The organism is Solwaraspora sp. WMMD791, from assembly GCF_029581195.1.
Lineage (GTDB): Bacteria > Actinomycetota > Actinomycetes > Mycobacteriales > Micromonosporaceae > Micromonospora_E.
This window is the reverse complement of sequence record NZ_CP120737.1, coordinates 49,760-67,518: the sequence shown is the minus strand read 5'-3', so window position 1 is coordinate 67,518 and position 17,759 is coordinate 49,760. Positions and strand designations below refer to the sequence as shown.

The following is a 17,759-nucleotide window of genomic DNA, read 5'->3' as shown; positions in this document are numbered from 1 at the left end:
CTGCAGGACGGCCTGCTGGCTGCAACCGGCCGGCGGGGTAACCCCTGGGGAGCGAACCCGCTCCCCCTGCGCTCCCCCGGTAAGGGCCGCGACAGCAGCAGGCCCGTTACCGGATGTCCGGCAACGGGCCACGTGACGTGCTCGTACAGCTGGTGGGCGATACTGGGTTTGAACCAGTGACCTCTTCCGTGTCAACATTGCCCGGACACCGGCCGCGACCTGCTCAAACGCGGTTCGGGCAGGTCACGACGAGTCCCCTGAGCGCCGCTGACATCCGTTCGACGCCGTTCACGCCCGGTCGCCGCACCCCATGATCCAACCCGCCAGGCAGGACAGCCGGGAGCACCACACCCGCGACTTCCCGATCACCCCGACAGACATTGCCCAACGCTCCCCCGCCCACCCGGGTCACTGCACCTGAACAGCGCAAACACCTCGGCCGGCGGGAGCACAGAGCTTTTCCCGTTACTGCTTCGGTGCTGATATGAACACCTCCTTCGGAAGCCCTGCGCGCCAATGTCAGGCCTCACTTGGGTGTTGCGAGCGCGGCTGGGAGTTGGTGGCGAGAGGTGATGTTGAGTTTGCGGTAAGCGCTGGTGAGGTGGATTTCGATGGTGCGCCGGGTGACGAAGAGTTGCTGGGCGATGTCTCTGTTCGTGGCGCCCTGCGCGGCTAGGCGGGCGACGCGGAGTTCCTGGGCGGTCAAGGCGTCGGATCCCGACAGGGTGGCGCGGCGGGGGCGGGCCCCTGCGGCTGTCAGTTCCTCGATCGCCCGGCTGGCCAGCGGTTGCGCCCCGCAGCGCTTGGCATGGTGGAGGGCTTGGCGTAGCGGGTCCTGGGCGGCGATGCGTTCGCCGGCGCGGCGTAACGCAGCGCCGTACTCGACTAGGGCATGTGCGTGGTGGAGCCTCGCGGAGGTGCTTTCGAGGGTATTTACGGCCTCGTGGAGTAGGGCGACGCGTTCAGTGCCCTTCGCGACCATTCCGGCCGTGCGTAGGGCGATGCCAAGTGAGCATGGGTCCTTGAACCGCCGGGCGAGGTCGAGTTCCTCGGCGGCGAGGGTACGAGCCGTGGCGGTGTTCCCAATGGCGAGGTGCGCCTGAACCATCTCGGAGCGCCAGTTGGCGAAGGCCGGGTTGGTGTAGCCGGCGGCGGTGAGTGCGTCGCCGCAGATGGTCAGGTCGGCGAGCGCATCGGCCGGGCGGCGCTGTTGGAGACGGAGCCGGGCTCGGGCCAGGTGGAAGAAGTGGGAGATCAGCCAGTTCAGCGGGAGGTGCGTTTCGAGGCCCAGGGTGGTGAGTAGCTGCTGAGCAGCCGCTGTCTCCCCACGGGCGACGAGCGCGTCGACGAGTACCGCAGCAGCGAGTGGAAGCTCCTCGGGGCGTTCCTGGTAGATCTCGACCGCTGTCTGGCCGTCAGCTTCGGCTTCCATGAGCTGCCCGACTTCGATCGCGGTATGTGACCGGAGGGCCAGGAGATAGCCGAACGTGGCGATGTCCCCGAACTGGCGGGCGGCGTCGATCCCCTCGCTGAGTAACTGGAGCGCGTGGTGGCCGTCTCCCGAGATGGCGAGCGCCGCCCCGGCCAGATTGGCGAGCATGCCGAAGCTCCTGGCCGGCAAGGGGCCGGTCGCGGCGATAGATGCCAGGCGGACGACCTCGTCTGCTGGGCGGTCGCCGGTCGCGGCAGCAAGGAACGCGAGTGTCGCGTACACCATCCGGTCGGCGTCTGTCCTGCCTGAGAGGTCGGGCAGCGCCTGTTCCAGCTGTTGGATCCACATGTGAGGTGGATCCATGGCGGTGAGACCACCGAAGGCGGCAGCTGCGAGGGCTCGGGTGGCGATGTCCGGGCTGTCGCCCGCCGCGCTTTGCGCATACCGCAGCAAGTAGCCGCCGTGGTAGCGCCGCCCCGCGATCACCAGCAGCGTGCCGATTTCCACTGCGGTCTCGGCGGAGACGTTTGTGACGCCGGGTGCGTTCAGGAGCGATTGCAGCCGGTCGGCGGCAGCGTCGAGCCGGTTCGACCGAACCAGTGCCCGAATCAAGTCGACGAGTATCGAGGTATGGACGGATGGTTCGGGCGGTTCAACCAGTGCCCGTTCCAGGCACTTGATGGCGCTCTCGATGGCACCGCGAGCAAGGGCGGCCCGCGCCGCAGCATGTAGGGCGGCGGACACCCAGGGGTCGCGCAAGGGTTCGCACGCGAGGAGGTGAGGCACGAGATGTTCGGGCGCCAATTCCTCCTCCGCCAGCAATAGGGCCGCCTCCCTGTGGAGGTGGGCGCGCAACGGACCGCTGATGTCGGTGTAGACCGCAGTGCGGACCAACGGATGCACGAAGCCGAGGGGTAGCCCCGGGGCAAGGACACCTTCCCGTACAAGTAGGTCGATGATCATCGCGGCCTGGGCGGAACCCGCCTGCTCCGAGGCGTCTGCCATCCCACTAGCGGCACCGGAGAGTGTCGCGGCCCGATGCAGAGTTGCCGAGCCACCAAGTACCGCTACTGCTCGGGCCAGCGGCAGAGCCCGGGGCCCCACCGAGGTGATGCGCTCAAGTACGGATCTCGTGATGAAGTCGGACTGCAGGGCTTCCAGGTGATGCACGTCGCTTGCCCGAGCAGCGATGCCGATCGCGCGAAGCGTCTTGATCGCCTCGATGGCCAGGAAGGGGTTGCCACCGCTGGCCGACGTACACGCCTCGCAGAAGACCTCCTCCGCGTCCTGCGACAGGGACTCACGGATCATCGCGCCAACGGCTCTACTGCTCAGCGGAGCCAGGGGCAGGAAGTGCGATGGGATGCCGCTCAGCACTTGGGCAGCCAGTGACCGGCCTTGCCGCCAAGCCGGGCGCGTGGCGAGCACCAGCAGCACCGGTAGGTGCGAGACGCGTCTGGCCAGGTGAGAGAGGAACCTCAGCGACGCCTCATCGGCCCAGTGGACATCGTCGACCGCCAGCAGCAGCGGTCCCCGCTCCGCGAGATTCGAACACAACCAGTAGAGAGCGTGTACGACATCGCCGACCGGTGCGTCGGAAGCAGTTGAGCGGTTCTCGAACACCACAGCAGCGAGCTGGGCCGCACCGCTGAGGACGTCCGTCCGGTCCGCCGCAGCGACGGTTCGCAGAGCCGGCTCGAACAGCTGTCGTACGACGCCGAACGGCATGTCCCGTTCAAGTTCGCCGCAGCGCGCTGCGAGAACCGTGACCTGCCGCCGCCGAGCCTCCTCACACACACTAACCAGTAGCGCCGACTTGCCGATCCCAGGAGCACCCTCGACCAGCACGGTGGCCCCGATCCCTGAGTCAAGACCAGCGACGAGCTCCCGAATTCGCACCTGCTCGTGATCACGTTCAAGAAGGATCATGGATCAGGCGGACCAACCGGGAATCTGCGCACGTCGGATCGGGCCGGTGACCACAAACCATCGATGGTAGACAAACACTTCGGTGGGTACCGTGATGCCACCTCGGCGCACCTGCACAGATCCTGGGGTCATGACACCGAAGGCTAACCGACCGGGACGCCGACCCCACATGATGTCGTACGGGTGGCTCGTAACCACCATCCGGCCCAGGCTTGGTCACCGACTCGCATACTGCGGCCAGCCACGCCGACCACTTCCGAGCCTTTGCCGACCCCAGCTGCGCCCTGATCAGCGATAGACGCTGAGCCAAAGGCACCGAGTGAGACAGGTCTCTAGCTTGTGACCATCCGAGCTCGCCATTCAAATGACCACCGAAATGTCGGACGACGGCGGACCATATACGGCCTGCCCCAACCAAGGTTGATGGCGCTGCCAGGGTATGCCCGCATCCTGTTGACCTCAGACAAAATCCATGATTAACAAGGAGGATCCATGTCAAAGACTTTCACCCGCTGGGGCATCTTGGCCCTGTCGATCATCACGGCACTGGTCGCCGGTAACACACCCGCACGGGCCTCGTCTCAAGGCGACCACCTTGCGCCGCAGGCGCAGGCCGCGCCCTTCTCGTACATCAGCCAACCGCAAAGCAGCAGACGGTGCTTGGACGGCAGCGTCTCGCAAGGCGTGCGACTGAACGTCTGCAGCGGTGGCAGCACCTACCAGCGTTGGAGCATCACCAGCCAGCAGCTCCGGCACGTCCAGAGCGGGCGATGCCTGGACGGCAGCGTCTCGCAAGGCATCCGACTGATCACCTGCAACGGCAGCACCTACCAGCGTTGGAGCATCACCAGCCAGCAGCTCCGGCACGTCCAGAGCGGGCGATGCCTGGACGGCAGCGTCTCGCAGGGCATCCGACTGATCACCTGCAACGGCAGTTTGTACCAGCAGTGGCAAGTCACGACCGTAACCCCGCTCACCGCGTCTCCTGGGTGGACGGCGGCCAAGCGTCTTGGACCCGTCTTCGTCCCCAAGATCCATTCACAAAGCGGGCGGTGCCTGGACTACAGCGCCTCACAAGGACTCCGCCTCAATACATGCAATGGGAGCACGTACCAGGGATGGGGGATCACCTTGGAGCTACAGCACGAGCAGACCCGACGGTGCCTTGACTACAGCGTCTCGCAGGGACTCCGGGTGATCACTTGCAATGGGAGCGTCTACCAGCGCTGGGACAGGGGATCCACCAACTCTCCCGTCCGCCACGTGCAAAGTGGCCGCTGCCTCGATGGCAGCATCTCGCAGGGCGTCCGCGTGATGGACTGTAACGGCAGCCTTTACCAGGCGTGGACCTCAGTCTGAGGTCACGGGTCTGTAAGAACAACGGCCCTGGCTTACATCCGGTGGTGACGGAACGTGTTCGCTATCCGAGGAGGATGCGGTGGCGGAGCAGGGTGAAGCCTGCTCGTCCGTGCATCTGGCGTGCGATGCGTTTGGTCTTGGTGTTGACGCCTTCGGTGGGGCCGTTGCTGTACGGCAGTGTGAGCGCGGCGTTCACGGCGTCGCGGTCGCGGTCCAGGCCCCGGGTGAAGGAGTGCAGATGCGGCAGGTCGACGGTGCGGAGCTGGTCGATCCAGCGGGAGAGCCGGTCGGTGTTTCCTGCGTGAGGGGTCAGGAGTGCGGCGAAGCGCCCGACCGTGGCGGCGAGTTCGGTCATCTCGGGGCAGGCCGCGGTCAGCCGTGCCAGCAGGTCGCGGTGGTCGGGTGTGAGGGTGGCGGGTCGAGTCAGGATCATCCGGGCGAGCCGGCGTGGGGAGATGTGACTGCGGTCGGCGTCCGCGCGGCCCTGGTTGATGTACTTGTGCAGCAGGTTCAGGCAGCCGGTGAAGCCGAGGGCCTTGATCTGGTCGCACAGGTGCGCAACGGGGACGGCGGGGTCCTCGGCCCGGCGGGTACGCAGGTGCTCCCGGTAGGGGTCGACGAGGCTGGGCCGGTACTTGGGGACGCGGAGGATCCGTTCGGGTCGGTCGGCTCGGGCGTAGCGTTTGACGGTGTTGAGCGCCAGTTGGAGGCGGCGGGCGCATTCCAGCAGGCCCACGCCCTGGTCGAGCAGGTGGTGGACCTGGTGCCAGCGGTGCAGGGTCGTCTGCGCGCGGGGCCCGTCGTACACCGGTGCGTCCAGCACGGCGGCCCAGCAGGTGCTGTGCGCCTTCACCTCGCTGAGGGCGGCTTCGCACAGGTTGTGCCACAGGTGCCACCTGTCCGTGACCTGCACCGCGTCGGGCAGGGCGCGGCGGATGGCCTGGGCGTAGGTGGCGGAGCCGTCACGGCACACGACCTCGATCCCGGGGTGCTCGCGCAGCCAGGCTTCCAGGGTGTCGGCGGCGCGGTCGGGCAGTACGTCGATGCGGTCGTGTGTCTCGGCGTCGATGATGACGGTGGCGTAGCGGTGCCTGCGGCGGAGGGCGAAGTCGTCGACGCCGATCACCCGGGGCGTGCGTGCGGTGGGTAGCGGGATGCGCAGCAGGGTCCACAGGGCCGTGTGGCGGGACAGCCCCATGGTGAGGGCCGCGAGTAGTCGTGCCCCTGCTCGGCCCGCCAGTTCGGTGACGACGGCCTTGACGTGCTGGGACAGCCGGTTGGTGCGTCGTTGGTAGCGTGCCAGGATTCCGGGGGTCTGCTCGCGGAAGGTCTGTCGGCAGCCGTGGGTGGGGCATACCAGGCGTCGCACCCGAACAGCCGCCATGCTCGTCACAGTGGCGGGCCGATGCGACAAGGCCACCGCTCCTTGCCGGCAATCGGCAGGCGCAACCACCGCGAAGTCATGTTCGATCCCGGGCGATGCTGGCCTCAATGCCACGCAGCTTAGGTTGTCGACGACGCGCTGAGACTGGCTCTGGCGCACATTTTGTGAGTCGTGCTCGCTGGTAGGTCGGGTTGGGTGCCCGGGTGGAGATCATTGCGGCGTTGCTCCCGCATCTGGCTGGTCTGCGGTTGGAGGCGGTGGTGGTCCGGGCCGCCGGAGTCAGGATCAACGCGGCGACGCGAACGGTACGGGCGGCGTGTGGAGCCTGCGGCACATGGTCGACCACAGTGCACGGTCGCTACCTGCGGCGGTTGGCTGATGTCAGACTCGGCGGCCACGAGGTGCTGGTCGCGTTGACGGTCCGCCGGTTCGCCTGCATGAACGCCGGGTGTCGGCGGCGGACGTTCGTCGAGCAGGTGCCCGGGTTGACCCGACGGTACGCCCGGCACACCGTCGAGGCGGCAGGCGACCTGGAAGCGGTCGCCGTGGCGTTGGGTGGCCGGCCGGGCAGCCGACTGGCGCAGCGGTTGACGGTGTCCGTGTCCCGTACGACGTTGATCCGGATGATCCGGCGGATGCCCGACCCGCAACTGGTCACCCCGACGGTGCTGGGCGTGGACGACTTCGCCCGCCGTCGTGGACACCGCTACGCCACCGTGCTGCTCGACATGCACACTCGCCGACCGATCGACGTGCTGCCCGACCGCACCGCCGACATCCTCGCCGACTGGCTGCGCGAGCACCCCGGAGTCCAGGCCATCTGCCGGGATCGTGGGGGCAGCTACGCCGAGGGCGCCCGCAAGGGTGCGCCGGACGCGATCCAGATCGCCGACCGCTGGCACCTGCTCAAAAACCTCAGCGACACCGTCGAGAAGGTCGTCCGTGGACACCGCCGGTGCCTGCAGACACACACCGACCCGACACCTGCCCTGGCCGCACCTGCCGCCCTGGGCGAGCCGGCCAAGACGGGACGCCGGGCGGACAACACCCGCCACCGCCACGCCGCCGTACACGCCCTACGAGCCGAAGGACTCTCGATCAAAGCGACAGCCCGCCGGCTCGACATGAACGTCAGGACCGCCCGCAGGTACGCCCGCGCCGCCACCGCTGAGGCGTTGATCGGCCCGAACACCAGCAGCCGACCCAGCGTCCTCGCCCCGTTCCACCCCTACCTGCGGCAACGACTCACCGACGGCGTCCACCAGACAGCCGACCTGCACGCCGAGATCCTGGCCCGCGGCTACCAGGGCAGCCTGCGCGTACTACGGGACTGGCTCGCCACGAATCGCACCCGACCCACCCCCGTGACCGTCCGGGTGCCGTCAGCCCGGCGGATCACCGGCTGGATCATGCGACCCGGCCACAAACTCACCGACGACGACCGCGCTGATCTCGCCGACGCCCGCAGCCGCTGCCCGGACCTCGACACCATCGCCGACCTCGCCCGAGGGTTCGCCGCACTGGTCCGCCACCAGGGCACCGGACACCACCTCGACACCTGGATCGACCGCGCCCGGAACTGCGGATACCCCGAACTCCGCGGCTTCGCCGCTGGCCTGGTCAGCGACCGCGACGCCGTCGTCGCCGGCCTCACCCAGCCCTGGAGCTCAGGCCCAGTCGAAGGCCAGGTCAACCGGATCAAGACGATCAAACGGCAGATGTACGGCCGCGCGAACCTCGACCTCCTCCGCAAACGCGTCCTCGCAGCAGTCTGAGCGACGGCCAGGAGCAATCACAAAATGTGCGCCAGAGCCAGTCCCAGTCCGCCGTTGACATAGGTTGATCTTGGTGGTGGCTGGACGCGGTAGATGCGGATGGCCGCTGGCCTACCCCGTGCCTGGTTCGGGGCGAACCGGCGAGCGGCCGAACGAGGTGACCGTCTGCCCAGGGCTCGGACATGATCAGGTTCGCACATACCAGCCGGCGTTGCCTCACTCCGAGGTTCCATCCGCGACCGCCACTGCTGCTCACGGATGCTGCTTACACCCTCGTGCGGGCCACGGCTACAACCAAGCATCGAGTTGCGGTGCATAGCGCCTGAGCCGCCACCGTGTCGTCAAGCACTCAGAGGACGGACTCGCGCCCTGATCCGCATGGAAGTTCCACGCAACCGCCCAGCGCCTATTCGGACGGAAAGGTCCAGGTAGGGCACCAGCGAACGAGAGGGTCATTCGTGACTGGTGCGGTCGGTTGACCAGGCAGTACAGTCCGGAACACTGCACTTGATCAATGGCCGATTGATCGATTGTCTCTACCGGACCACCCTGGGGGTGAGGTGCGTGGCCGGAAGTGGGCCGCCAACGAGGCGATCCGGGGGTCGCCGCCGGGCCTGGGCTTCCACCCGACGTCGACCCAGGCACGGCGACCGAGGAATGGGGTGCGGACAGCGACTGCGGTCGAGCGGGGGGTGGTTTCCCGACCGTAGACTGCCGGAACGTCTTCGACGGACTGCCCTCCCCGGAAGCATCCGTCACGCTCCGCACGGGCAGCTGGGACCAACAGCTGCCCACCGCGCTCATCTACCTCCACTTGCTGGACAGGAGGCCGACCGGAACATGCCGCCTGTGCATGCAACGAACGGCGCACCTGAGCGCGCTGCAATTCTCAAGTCAAGGTTCCGCCCGGCGGAAGTAGTCAACCGGTTCGAAGTGGGCGTTCGGAACACCGGCCTGAACGACACGGCGTTCACCCGGAGCGTTCCGCAGCGATGGTTACGGACCTACAACACAGGCAGGTCATAACGGACAAAACTGTCATTTACGGCTCGTACAACTGTTTACGAACGGTGAACACCTACCCGACCAGTCCTCACGTTGCTATTTCTATCTACCGGGGCACCACTTCACCCTGCAGCGGAGGACCAACCACCGCAGGGCGGAGTACTACGGAGCGTGCATCCCTCAGCCCTCCACTACATCCGAAGGAGACAGCGTTGTCGCCTGTACAGCGCAACCCGTACCGTCGGTGGCAGGAGTTGGCGGGCTCCGGCACTGCGGTTCCCAACCGGATGACCGGGACCAACGGTCATCTCGCCTCCCCGCTTCAGAACCTCTCCGTGACGCTTCGCGCGCCGGCACGTCTCGCTCTGGAGCGCCGACGCATGGCTCACCGACAGGGCGGTGCCACCAGTCAGCCCGGCCGTCGGACACGGGAGGACTGACTCCGCTGCGCCAGGGCGACAGAGGGTCACCCTGCGTATGGCGGCAACTACAATGAAAAATCAAGAACAGCATCCGGCCAGCCCGGAGACTAGCGCGATCGCCCAGTTTGGGTACGACCTCCGCAAGCTGCGTCAAGAGGCCAAGCTCAGCTACGGCGCTATCGCCCTCAGCAGTTACTACTCAAAGAGCGCAGTCTGGGGCGCCGACCAGGGCCACAACCTCCCATCACCCAACCTCCTGAAAGCCTTCGTGACGGCCTGTGGTGGTGACCCAGACGAGTGGATCGCTCGCAGGAATACCCTCGCCGGCGCCGAAGCAGGCCGGGGGGCGAACCAGCGCCAGATGCCTCGTAGCCAAGACCTGCCTGCCCCTGATCCGGCTGAAGCCTCTACTCCGGATGAGTATGTGGACGCGCTGAAGAAGCTTCGCGAGTGGTCAGGCCTCTCCTTCCGGGAGGTCGCCCAGCGGACGGAGCATCTCCCCAAGCGCGTAGCTCCATCGACGCTGTGCGCTGCCCTGCAGCGAACGAGCCTACCCAGCCGCAAGCTAGTCGAGAGCTTCCTCATCGCCGCTGACCTGCCAGGTCCGGAGCAAGAAGTTTGGCTCCGTGTCTGGCAGAGGCTCAAGGATGGCAAGTCCGGGGAGCGCCCCAGCGGCTCTCAGACCGCCCGCCCGGACCAGGTGACGCTCGAACAAGCCGATGATCAACTCATCGACCGCAGTCCAGGGTCTCCGAAGCCATCGGCGTTCCATCTACGCGACTGGGTACTCGTCGATGGAGAGTGGCGCGAAGCGGAAGCGGGCCGGCCGCGAACCCCACTTCGACAGCGCATCCGGCAGGAGCTACGAACCTGGAGTCACCTGTCAATGAGCCAGAGCGTGGTCATGGCCATCCTGCTCATCACTGTGATCCTGCTGATACTCGTCGCAGTGAGCGGACCCTCGCTGCCGATCGAGTAGGTTCACTCCGGAGCGCCTTGGGGCGAGTGCCGACCGCACCGGTACCAGGGACGCCCCGACGATGAGCCGATAGGACACCGAGCACCACTAGATCGAACACTTGTTCTAGTTCGGGCACCCTCGAGGGCCGCTCCGACAAGAGCGACACGCCGAAGACGTGCGGTGCTTGACTCCACGCACCGGCAGCACAAAGCTATTCGTGAATGAGCCTCGAGAGTTCCACCCGAGGATCAGAATTGTTGGACGCTGGAACATATCTGCGAGCGTCCACAACCCCGGTTCCATCAGCAGGGAACGCCGCTGGACGGAATAGCCTGTTGGGTAATTCGGTTACCTGTGAGCAACCACACGCAAGGCAGGATGATGTGACCTGGAATCCGGGCATTCCACTGAGACGGAGCGAGCCGACGTACCGCGTCAGCGCAACCGACGGCGAAAACGCCACCCGCGGCAACTCCTGCTCGCTCAGCCTCGCGCTGAAGGCGAGGCCAGAGACCTATCCGGATACCGGCGGATGGCACCTCCGACGGCAGCCCATGCTGCTCGGCACCCTGATGAACGCCATCAAACAGGTTGAACGGCATCTCGCAGCAGGGATCGCACGGGACGAGGCTGTCCAACTTGGACGCCTCGCCTTCACCGCGTGGCACGACGGCGCGCGGCGGTTCCTCGATCACGCCCTCGACCTGTACTACCAGTACCACGAGGCGCGGGTGGAGCAGCTTGGACAACTTCGATTCCTTGGCCCAACGAGCAGCCTCAGGAAGGCCGACACAGCAACCCTCACGGTCTGGGGACCAGCATACGAGGCCCCGGGCGGCGTCATCGAGATACGTAGATTTAGGCTGGGCTCAGCTCAGACTCCCACAACCGCATGGGCATACATCGCAGCGCATATTGCCGCACATACCGGTACCGAGAACAGCGTACAGAGGATCTGGGTCAGCGAGATCGGCCTGATTGACGGGATTGAACACCACGTTCTACCGGGCATCACTCCTGAACACGCTGACGAGCTGTATGAACTACACGGGAGGAGTGCCGCGAAAGCCGCCGCTATGGGCACCGAGGCCGTGCCGGGACACGGCTGTGCCCAGTGCAGAATCGGGGGTGCCTGTGGCAAACTAATGTCCCTGCCTGGCTTCCTGGCAGCAAAACAGCGGAGAGATTGGACGGGGTCGCTGTCAGCATCTGACCTTGAGGTGTACGACCGGTGCCCGTCCCAGTGGTACATGGAACGCGACCTGCACCTCCCCAGCTCGCAGGAGCACAGCGAGTACCGGGTTCGCGGCGTGTCCGTCCACCGCTGGCTGGCCGCTGCGCACCGTCGCGGTCATCGATGCTCGCCCTCCGATCTCCCCGTACCAGGATCGGACACCGCGCACTTCGGTACCGACGTCCTCGATCCCGACGAGTATCGACTTGCCTATCCGTACCTCCTGCAGCACCTGGGCGGATGCCCGCTGCAGGCAGGCCGGATCGACGAGTTCATGACCGAGCAGACACTGTATGGCTTCGACCCGGCAGCCGACCTGGTGATCGCCACGAAGGTCGACGCCGCGTGGCGTGTTGGCGACAGCTTTGTCCTCCGCGAGGTCAAGACAGTTCATGCGCTGCCTCTGGGCGACAAGGATGAACTCTTCACCCGCTACCTCGCCGTGGCATGGGGACTACGGGCACTTGAGGCGGGCATGGCCAAGTGCTTCGGCGCGGTCCGAGGCGAGGTCGAGCTTGAGCTGCTTTCACCCGAGGGCAGCGTCGTGCACCACTACTCGACGGATGACCTACCCCTGATGAAGATGGCTCGAGGTCGCATCAGGCGACTCGGTCACCGGTGGCTCGCCGACAACGATTGGAGTCCTCAACCAAACCCGGGTTGTAGCAGTTGTGGCGTCCGACGGTGGTGCGCCTCTGCGGATGCGTGGGCGAACCGGACTCCCGCAGCTGTGACCGCCGGATCAAGCTTCCTGTAGGGAAGGACAGACAGGGTGACGTCAGGGCCGGGCAAGCCATCCCCGCGCATGATGCCACAAAGGCAGACGCGGCTACCTCCGGCAGAGACCATGCCGGAACGCCCTCGGCCTGCCTTCAGTCAGGTCCTCCCCCGCCGAGGGTCGCCGGACACTACCCTGTATCTCGACACTGGTGTCATGCTCTGCGCAGCTGCTCGGCAGTGGCTATCGTTCATACTTTTCGGTTACTACGCGGGTCGTGTCCAGATCACCAGCGCCGTACTGGACGAGATCCGCTACCGCACCAAGCCTCGGGCCGAGAACAGTGGCTGGATGCAGTTGTCAGCTCCGCGTGAAAACTGACCACGTGGTTCCGGCTGAATCGGGACCACCTCCTGAAGCATCGGGAGGTGCTGAGCGTGGAGGACTGGGCGGAGATCCGGCGGCTGCGGCGGTCGGAGGGTATGGCGATTCAGGCCATCGCACGGCGGTTGAGGATGTCTCGCAACACCGTGAAGAAGGCGTTGGCCAGTGATGAGCCGCCGCGGTACCGACGGGCTGCGAAGGGCTCGATCGTGGACGCGGTCGAGCCGCAGATCAGGGCGTTGTTGGCGGAGTTCCCGGACATGCCCTCGACGGTGATCATGGAACGGGTCGGGTGGACCCGTGGGAAGACGGTGTTCTGTGACCGGGTGCAGCGGCTGCGGCCGTTGTTCCGCCGGCCTGACCCGGCGCAGCGCACCGAGTACCTGCCGGGTGAGCTGGCGCAGTGTGATCTGTGGTTCCCGCCGGCGGACGTGCCCCTGGGGTTCGGTCAGGTCGGACGGCCGCCGGTGATGGTGATGGTGTCCGGGTACTCGCGGTGGCTGACGGCGGTGATGATCCCGTCCCGGCAGTCGGCGGATCTGCTGGTCGGACACTGGACGTTGATCTCCGGGTGGGGTCGGGTGCCCAGGACGTTGGTATGGGACAACGAGTCCGCGGTCGGCCAGTGGCGTGCCGGCAGGCCGCAGTTGACCGAGGCGATGAACGGCTTCCGTGGCACTCTCGGGATCCGCGTGCTCCAGTGCCGGCCGGCGGACCCGGAAGCCAAAGGCCTGGTGGAGCGGGCGAACGGCTATCTGGAGACGTCGTTCCTGCCCGGGCGCCGGTTCAGCTCGCCCCGGGACTTCAACGCCCAGCTTGCCGAATGGCTGGTACGGGCGAACCAGCGTCGGCACCGGGTGCTGGGCTGCCGGCCGGTGGACCGGTGGGAGGCCGACCGAGCGGCGATGCTGACGCTGCCGCCGGTCGCGCCGGTGGTCGGCTGGCGGCGGAGCACCCGTCTGCCCCGCGACCACTACGTCCGGCTGGACGGCAACGACTACTCGGTGCACCCGATGGTGGTGGGCCGCCGGGTCGACGTGGTCGCTGACGCCGACCGGGTGCAGGTGCTCTGCGAGGGCCGTCTCGTCGCCCGGCACGACCGGTGCTGGGCGCGGCATCAGAGCATCACCGACCCGGCTCACCGTCAGGCCGCCGCCGATCTGCGGACCGCCGCGCGGCAGGCGCCGGCACCGGCGGTCACGGCCGAGGTGGAGCACCGCAGGTTGGCCGACTACGACCGCATGTTCGGTGTCGATGCCGAGGCGGCCGCGTGATGGCCTCCAGAACGACCGGCAACCGCAACGTCTCCTCCGAGATCGCTTTCCTCACCCGTGCGTTGAAGGCGCCCTCGTTGGCGGCGTCGGTGGACCGGCTCGCGGAGCGGGCCCGGGCGGAGTCGTGGACGCACGAGGAGTTCCTCGCCGCCTGTCTGCAACGCGAAGTGGCGGCCCGGGAGGCCCACGGCGGTGAGGGACGTATCCGGGCGGCGAGGTTCCCGGCACGCAAGAGCCTGGAGGAGTTCGACTTCGAACACCAGCGGTCGTTGAAGCGGGAGACGATCGCCCACCTGGGCACTCTGGACTTCGTGGCGTCGAAGGAGAACGTCGTGTTCCTGGGGCCGCCCGGCACCGGCAAGACCCACCTGTCCATCGGTCTCGGTATCCGGGCCTGCCAGGCCGGACACCGGGTCGCGTTCGCCACCGCCGCTCAGTGGGTGTCCCGTCTCGCTGACGCCCACCACGCCGGCCGGCTGCAGGACGAGCTCGTCAAACTCGGCCGGATCCCGCTGGTGATCGTCGACGAGGTCGGCTACATCCCCTTCGAAGCCGAAGCGGCGAACCTGTTCTTCCAGTTGGTTTCGAACCGCTACGAACGTGCCTCGCTGATTGTCACCAGTAACAAGCCCTTCGGCCGGTGGGGAGAGGTCTTCGGTGATGACGTCGTCGCCGCGGCCATGATCGACCGGCTTGTTCACCACGCCGAGGTCATCTCGATGAAGGGCGACAGCTACCGGCTCAAGGACCGCGACCTCGGCCGCGTCCCGGCAGCGACCAAGACCAACGACTGAAGATCAACCAAACCGGGGTGGTCCAGTTTCAGCCGGACCACGGTGGTCACGATTGGGGCGGCGTTGACAGCAGTCTGCCGCGTCGGAGGCGGTTCGCGTCATCGGTCTGCGGCCCAGCCTCGTGGACGATAGCGAGCAGTACGACGCCAAGATCTTCGATGACGTCCATCGGCGCCTGCAATCGCTAGCCGAGGCTGCCGGAAAAGCTGTCGGTGGAAACCGGCATACAGGCGAAGCCGAGTCGATTGCCCGCTGCGTCGCCCTTGTCAAAGATGGCGAGAAGGTCATCTTCCTGACGAACGACACCGATGCAAGCAGGGTTGCGGCAGAACACAGGATCGCGACGCTCCATTTTGGAAGCATTCTCCAAGAACTCGTTTGCGCTGGCAGACTCGACACGAATCGAGCCAGCAGTCTCCTCCAGGAGGTACTGCAGCACTCCGGGATCAATCCCGGCGCGATCGGAGCGCTGAGCTGTCTCGCTTCCGGCGGCTCCTGCCTCACCTGCGACGACCTGGCCAGGAGACTCTAGCCCTCCGCCGCACGCAGAGGATCACCGTGGTGTAGGCCGATAGCCCTGCTCACACAGCTCGCGCTCGACCTCTACCAGCTCCGTTGAACGACCAAGCACTCTCGCAACAGTCGGAACTCCAACCAGACTCTGCCGGTAGGCGTCGAGGGCCATCGAGAGACACCAGTTCGAGGCACCACGGGCATGCTGCGTCGCGCACTCCCGGTTCCACTGCTCCTCAAGCCCCGCCTCGCGCATTATAGTCTCAATTCGAGCGCCCGTTCTCGTATACGGCCCCATGGCTTCTTCGGGAACATCCGCAACCTCGACTAGAGTGCGCACGCTAGCGCGACGACTAAGTCCGAAATGCATCATGAACTTTGCGAGAGCAACGCCGTACGTGTCGTAAACCCCTCTTGGCGCATGCTCCGACCAGAATTCCCGAACGGCCAAATCCGGAGCAAGAAAGTGTCGAGCAAACGACTCAGCCCTGATCTCAGCATCATCCATATCCTCATCGTCCTTGCGATTCACGAAGACACCATGGCTGTCTCGATAGAGAATATGGCATAGCTCATGAGCTAAGGTATACCGCTGCCGACCCCACCAGGTAGTACTGTTCACCAGCACAACAGCCTGCCAAGAATCCTGCGATAGATCTCGCACGGTTACGCCTTGAATAGGTTCAGGCAGAGGCTCGAATATGACAGCTGCACCGAGATTTTCGATAAGCTCGGCAATATCGCCAACGGGCTCTTCGTCATCCAGGTCAAGCAGATCACGTAGCCGCTCAGCAGTTTGAGCAGCCACGCCTTTGGCGAACGAACCGGTCGCGACAGCACGACGTGCATAGTCTGCGGCCTCGCTTGTACGAATCGCTTCCTGCGGATACCAAGCCAGCAAGAGCTTCAAGTCTTCAAGCGCGTCCTCGGCCCGGCGGCAGGCCGCTTGGATATCCTCCTCCAGCACACTCGCGCTGGAGCGGAGAACCCTGGCTACGTTATTCACCGGCACATCACCCACGAGCACAGCAAGAGAGACACCGCTACAGACCGACAACTCCGCCAGCTGGTGGCGGCGAGGGGCCACGCGTCCCTCCAGTGCATCAGCTAGCCAGCCACCGTCCGCAGGCAGCCCGAGCTGCTCGTATAGATCTTCGACTGGCCGTGGGCAGCCCGCGGTAAGCGCTTCACGCAAGCGCCTAGACCACTCCGGCAACCTCTCGACCTGACCCATCCCTACCACTGCGCCCCAGCCATCACTTCTGGTAGTCGGCCTACTACGGCTTGGTGACGGTAACGATACTCTGCCGGTACGACAAAATCACCCTCCGCAAGCACAAGGCACCTCCGGTCCCGCCAGAGCGGAGGCTGCATGTGCATCTGCACAATACCCAAACAGACCTTCACGTATGCACCCAGAGTCCGCACTCCTTGTAACGGATCGATGAACTACCAGGTTCAAGCCGCATCCTCCCGGACAACCGCAGGTCGAGGTTCGACCATGTCCCCATCGAGCATCCAGGCGAAAGCTACGCCCGACTTGGGTGAAGCCCATCCGTGAAAACTCACGGTGACCGAGGGTGAGGCCAGGCTACGCCGGCTGCGCTGCACCGCTGCCTGCCACTGGCAATGCAATCCAAGACGTCACGCGTCGGGAAGCCGCGTCCTCCGTACCAGAAACTAACGGCTACACCACGTTTGGCCTGCACAATGTCTACTTGAAACAAGTGTCCGCTTCGTTGCCCCACCGACTGGTAAGTGTCGGTGATCTTGCTCAAGGGTCTCTCGGAAATTAGGCCACCTCCAGGGCCTGCCATGTAACTCTGCGCACTTCCCGATGCCAAGCGCCACACAGGGGGCGCACAGCCATCTACGATCAGTTGAACAAGCTGGAAGGCCTCAGGTGATGAGCCATTGAGGCAGCCGACAGGCCGGAAGTGCCAGGCTTTTGCGAGGGTTGCGTCGTGCAGGAGCCGTCGATGGACGGCGTCATCAGACACGCTCACGAAGCGCATGGCAGCAGACGTCGACACCACCCGATACTCGTACCTCGCGGAAGCAACCAACATCGCCCCCTTGCCCGATACAGGTCCACCCTTCCATGGGCTAAGCACCACCGACATGTGCAGGCCGCGCCACCGTTCAGTTGCACACACCACCTGCGAACGGAGGTCCCCGTAGAGGTCCGCAGCAAGGTCACTGTCGCCTGGTCCGACAGTCAGGCAGTTCCGGATGGTCCTGTCGAGGCTCTCCGCAGAAGCAAGCTGCGCCAAGGCCTTCGGCTCGAAGGTGGAGCAGTCAACCACGGCGTTTTTTCGGCGTGCCGGCGCCTCCCGGTTGAGGACCTGGCGCACGCGTTGGGTCGCTCGCTCTTCAGCGTCCCTGCGATCAAGGTACTCGAACACGATCATGATGAGGCCTGTCGTCAGCAGTGCTGAGCCAATGTCTGCAACGGGGAACCACCGGAACGCAGACCACCCTGAGGTTGATGGCTCACACGCTGCAACCAGCAACAGCATCACGCTGACAGACGCGGTCAGGGTAGCAGGAAACGCGAGCTTCGTGCGATACAACC

9 protein-coding genes and 1 pseudogene are annotated in these 17,759 nt (G+C 65.6%); 6 read left to right on the top strand and 4 right to left on the bottom strand.

Going from position 1 to position 17,759, the window contains the following annotated elements:
* Positions 1-526: 526 nt before the first annotated feature.
* Positions 527-3,361, bottom strand: a complete 2,835-nt coding sequence (locus O7623_RS00330) for an AAA family ATPase (RefSeq protein ID WP_282226557.1) — start codon at positions 3,359-3,361, stop codon at positions 527-529.
* Positions 3,362-3,853: 492 nt separating this feature from the next.
* Here O7623_RS00330 and O7623_RS00325 point away from each other — a divergent pair, with 492 nt between their 5' ends.
* Complete coding sequence (locus O7623_RS00325; protein ID WP_282226556.1) at positions 3,854-4,720, top strand: ricin-type beta-trefoil lectin domain protein; 867 nt, start codon at positions 3,854-3,856, stop codon at positions 4,718-4,720.
* 61 nt (positions 4,721-4,781) lie between these two features.
* Here O7623_RS00325 and O7623_RS00320 read toward each other — a convergent pair.
* Positions 4,782-6,095 (bottom strand): annotated as a pseudogene (locus O7623_RS00320) (ISL3 family transposase); the annotation flags it as partial.
* Between the two features lie 212 nt (positions 6,096-6,307).
* On the opposite strand from O7623_RS00320, the gene O7623_RS00315 reads away from it, so the two are divergent.
* From O7623_RS00315 to istB, 5 genes are all read left to right on the top strand, one after another.
* Positions 6,308-7,879, top strand: coding sequence for an ISL3 family transposase (locus tag O7623_RS00315; RefSeq protein WP_282226555.1), 1,572 nt, complete (start codon positions 6,308-6,310; stop codon positions 7,877-7,879).
* A 1,482-nt stretch (positions 7,880-9,361) separates the two neighbouring features.
* Entirely contained in the window at positions 9,362-10,285 is a 924-nt protein-coding gene (locus O7623_RS00310; RefSeq protein ID WP_282226554.1) for a hypothetical protein, read from the top strand.
* 365 nt (positions 10,286-10,650) lie between these two features.
* Positions 10,651-12,258, top strand: coding sequence for a PD-(D/E)XK nuclease family protein (locus tag O7623_RS00305; protein WP_282226553.1), 1,608 nt, complete (start codon positions 10,651-10,653; stop codon positions 12,256-12,258).
* 389 nt (positions 12,259-12,647) lie between these two features.
* Positions 12,648-13,877: an IS21 family transposase gene (istA, locus tag O7623_RS00300; protein ID WP_282224673.1), complete on the top strand. Its 1,230-nt coding sequence runs from the start codon at positions 12,648-12,650 to the stop codon at positions 13,875-13,877.
* Complete coding sequence (gene istB / locus O7623_RS00295) at positions 13,877-14,671, top strand: IS21-like element helper ATPase IstB (RefSeq protein ID WP_282224672.1); 795 nt, start codon at positions 13,877-13,879, stop codon at positions 14,669-14,671. The genes istA and istB overlap by 1 nt, the downstream gene beginning before the upstream one ends.
* Positions 14,672-14,855: 184 nt before the next feature.
* Here istB and O7623_RS00290 read toward each other — a convergent pair whose 3' ends face one another.
* Positions 14,856-15,110 carry a hypothetical protein gene (locus O7623_RS00290; protein WP_282226552.1) on the bottom strand — a complete coding sequence of 85 codons (255 nt, stop codon included), beginning with the start codon at positions 15,108-15,110 and terminating at the stop codon, positions 14,856-14,858.
* A gap of 114 nt (positions 15,111-15,224) precedes the next feature.
* A complete protein-coding gene (locus O7623_RS00285) occupies positions 15,225-16,271 on the bottom strand; it encodes an ImmA/IrrE family metallo-endopeptidase (protein WP_282226551.1) in 1,047 nt (348 codons plus the stop codon).
* Positions 16,272-17,759: the final 1,488 nt, after the last annotated feature.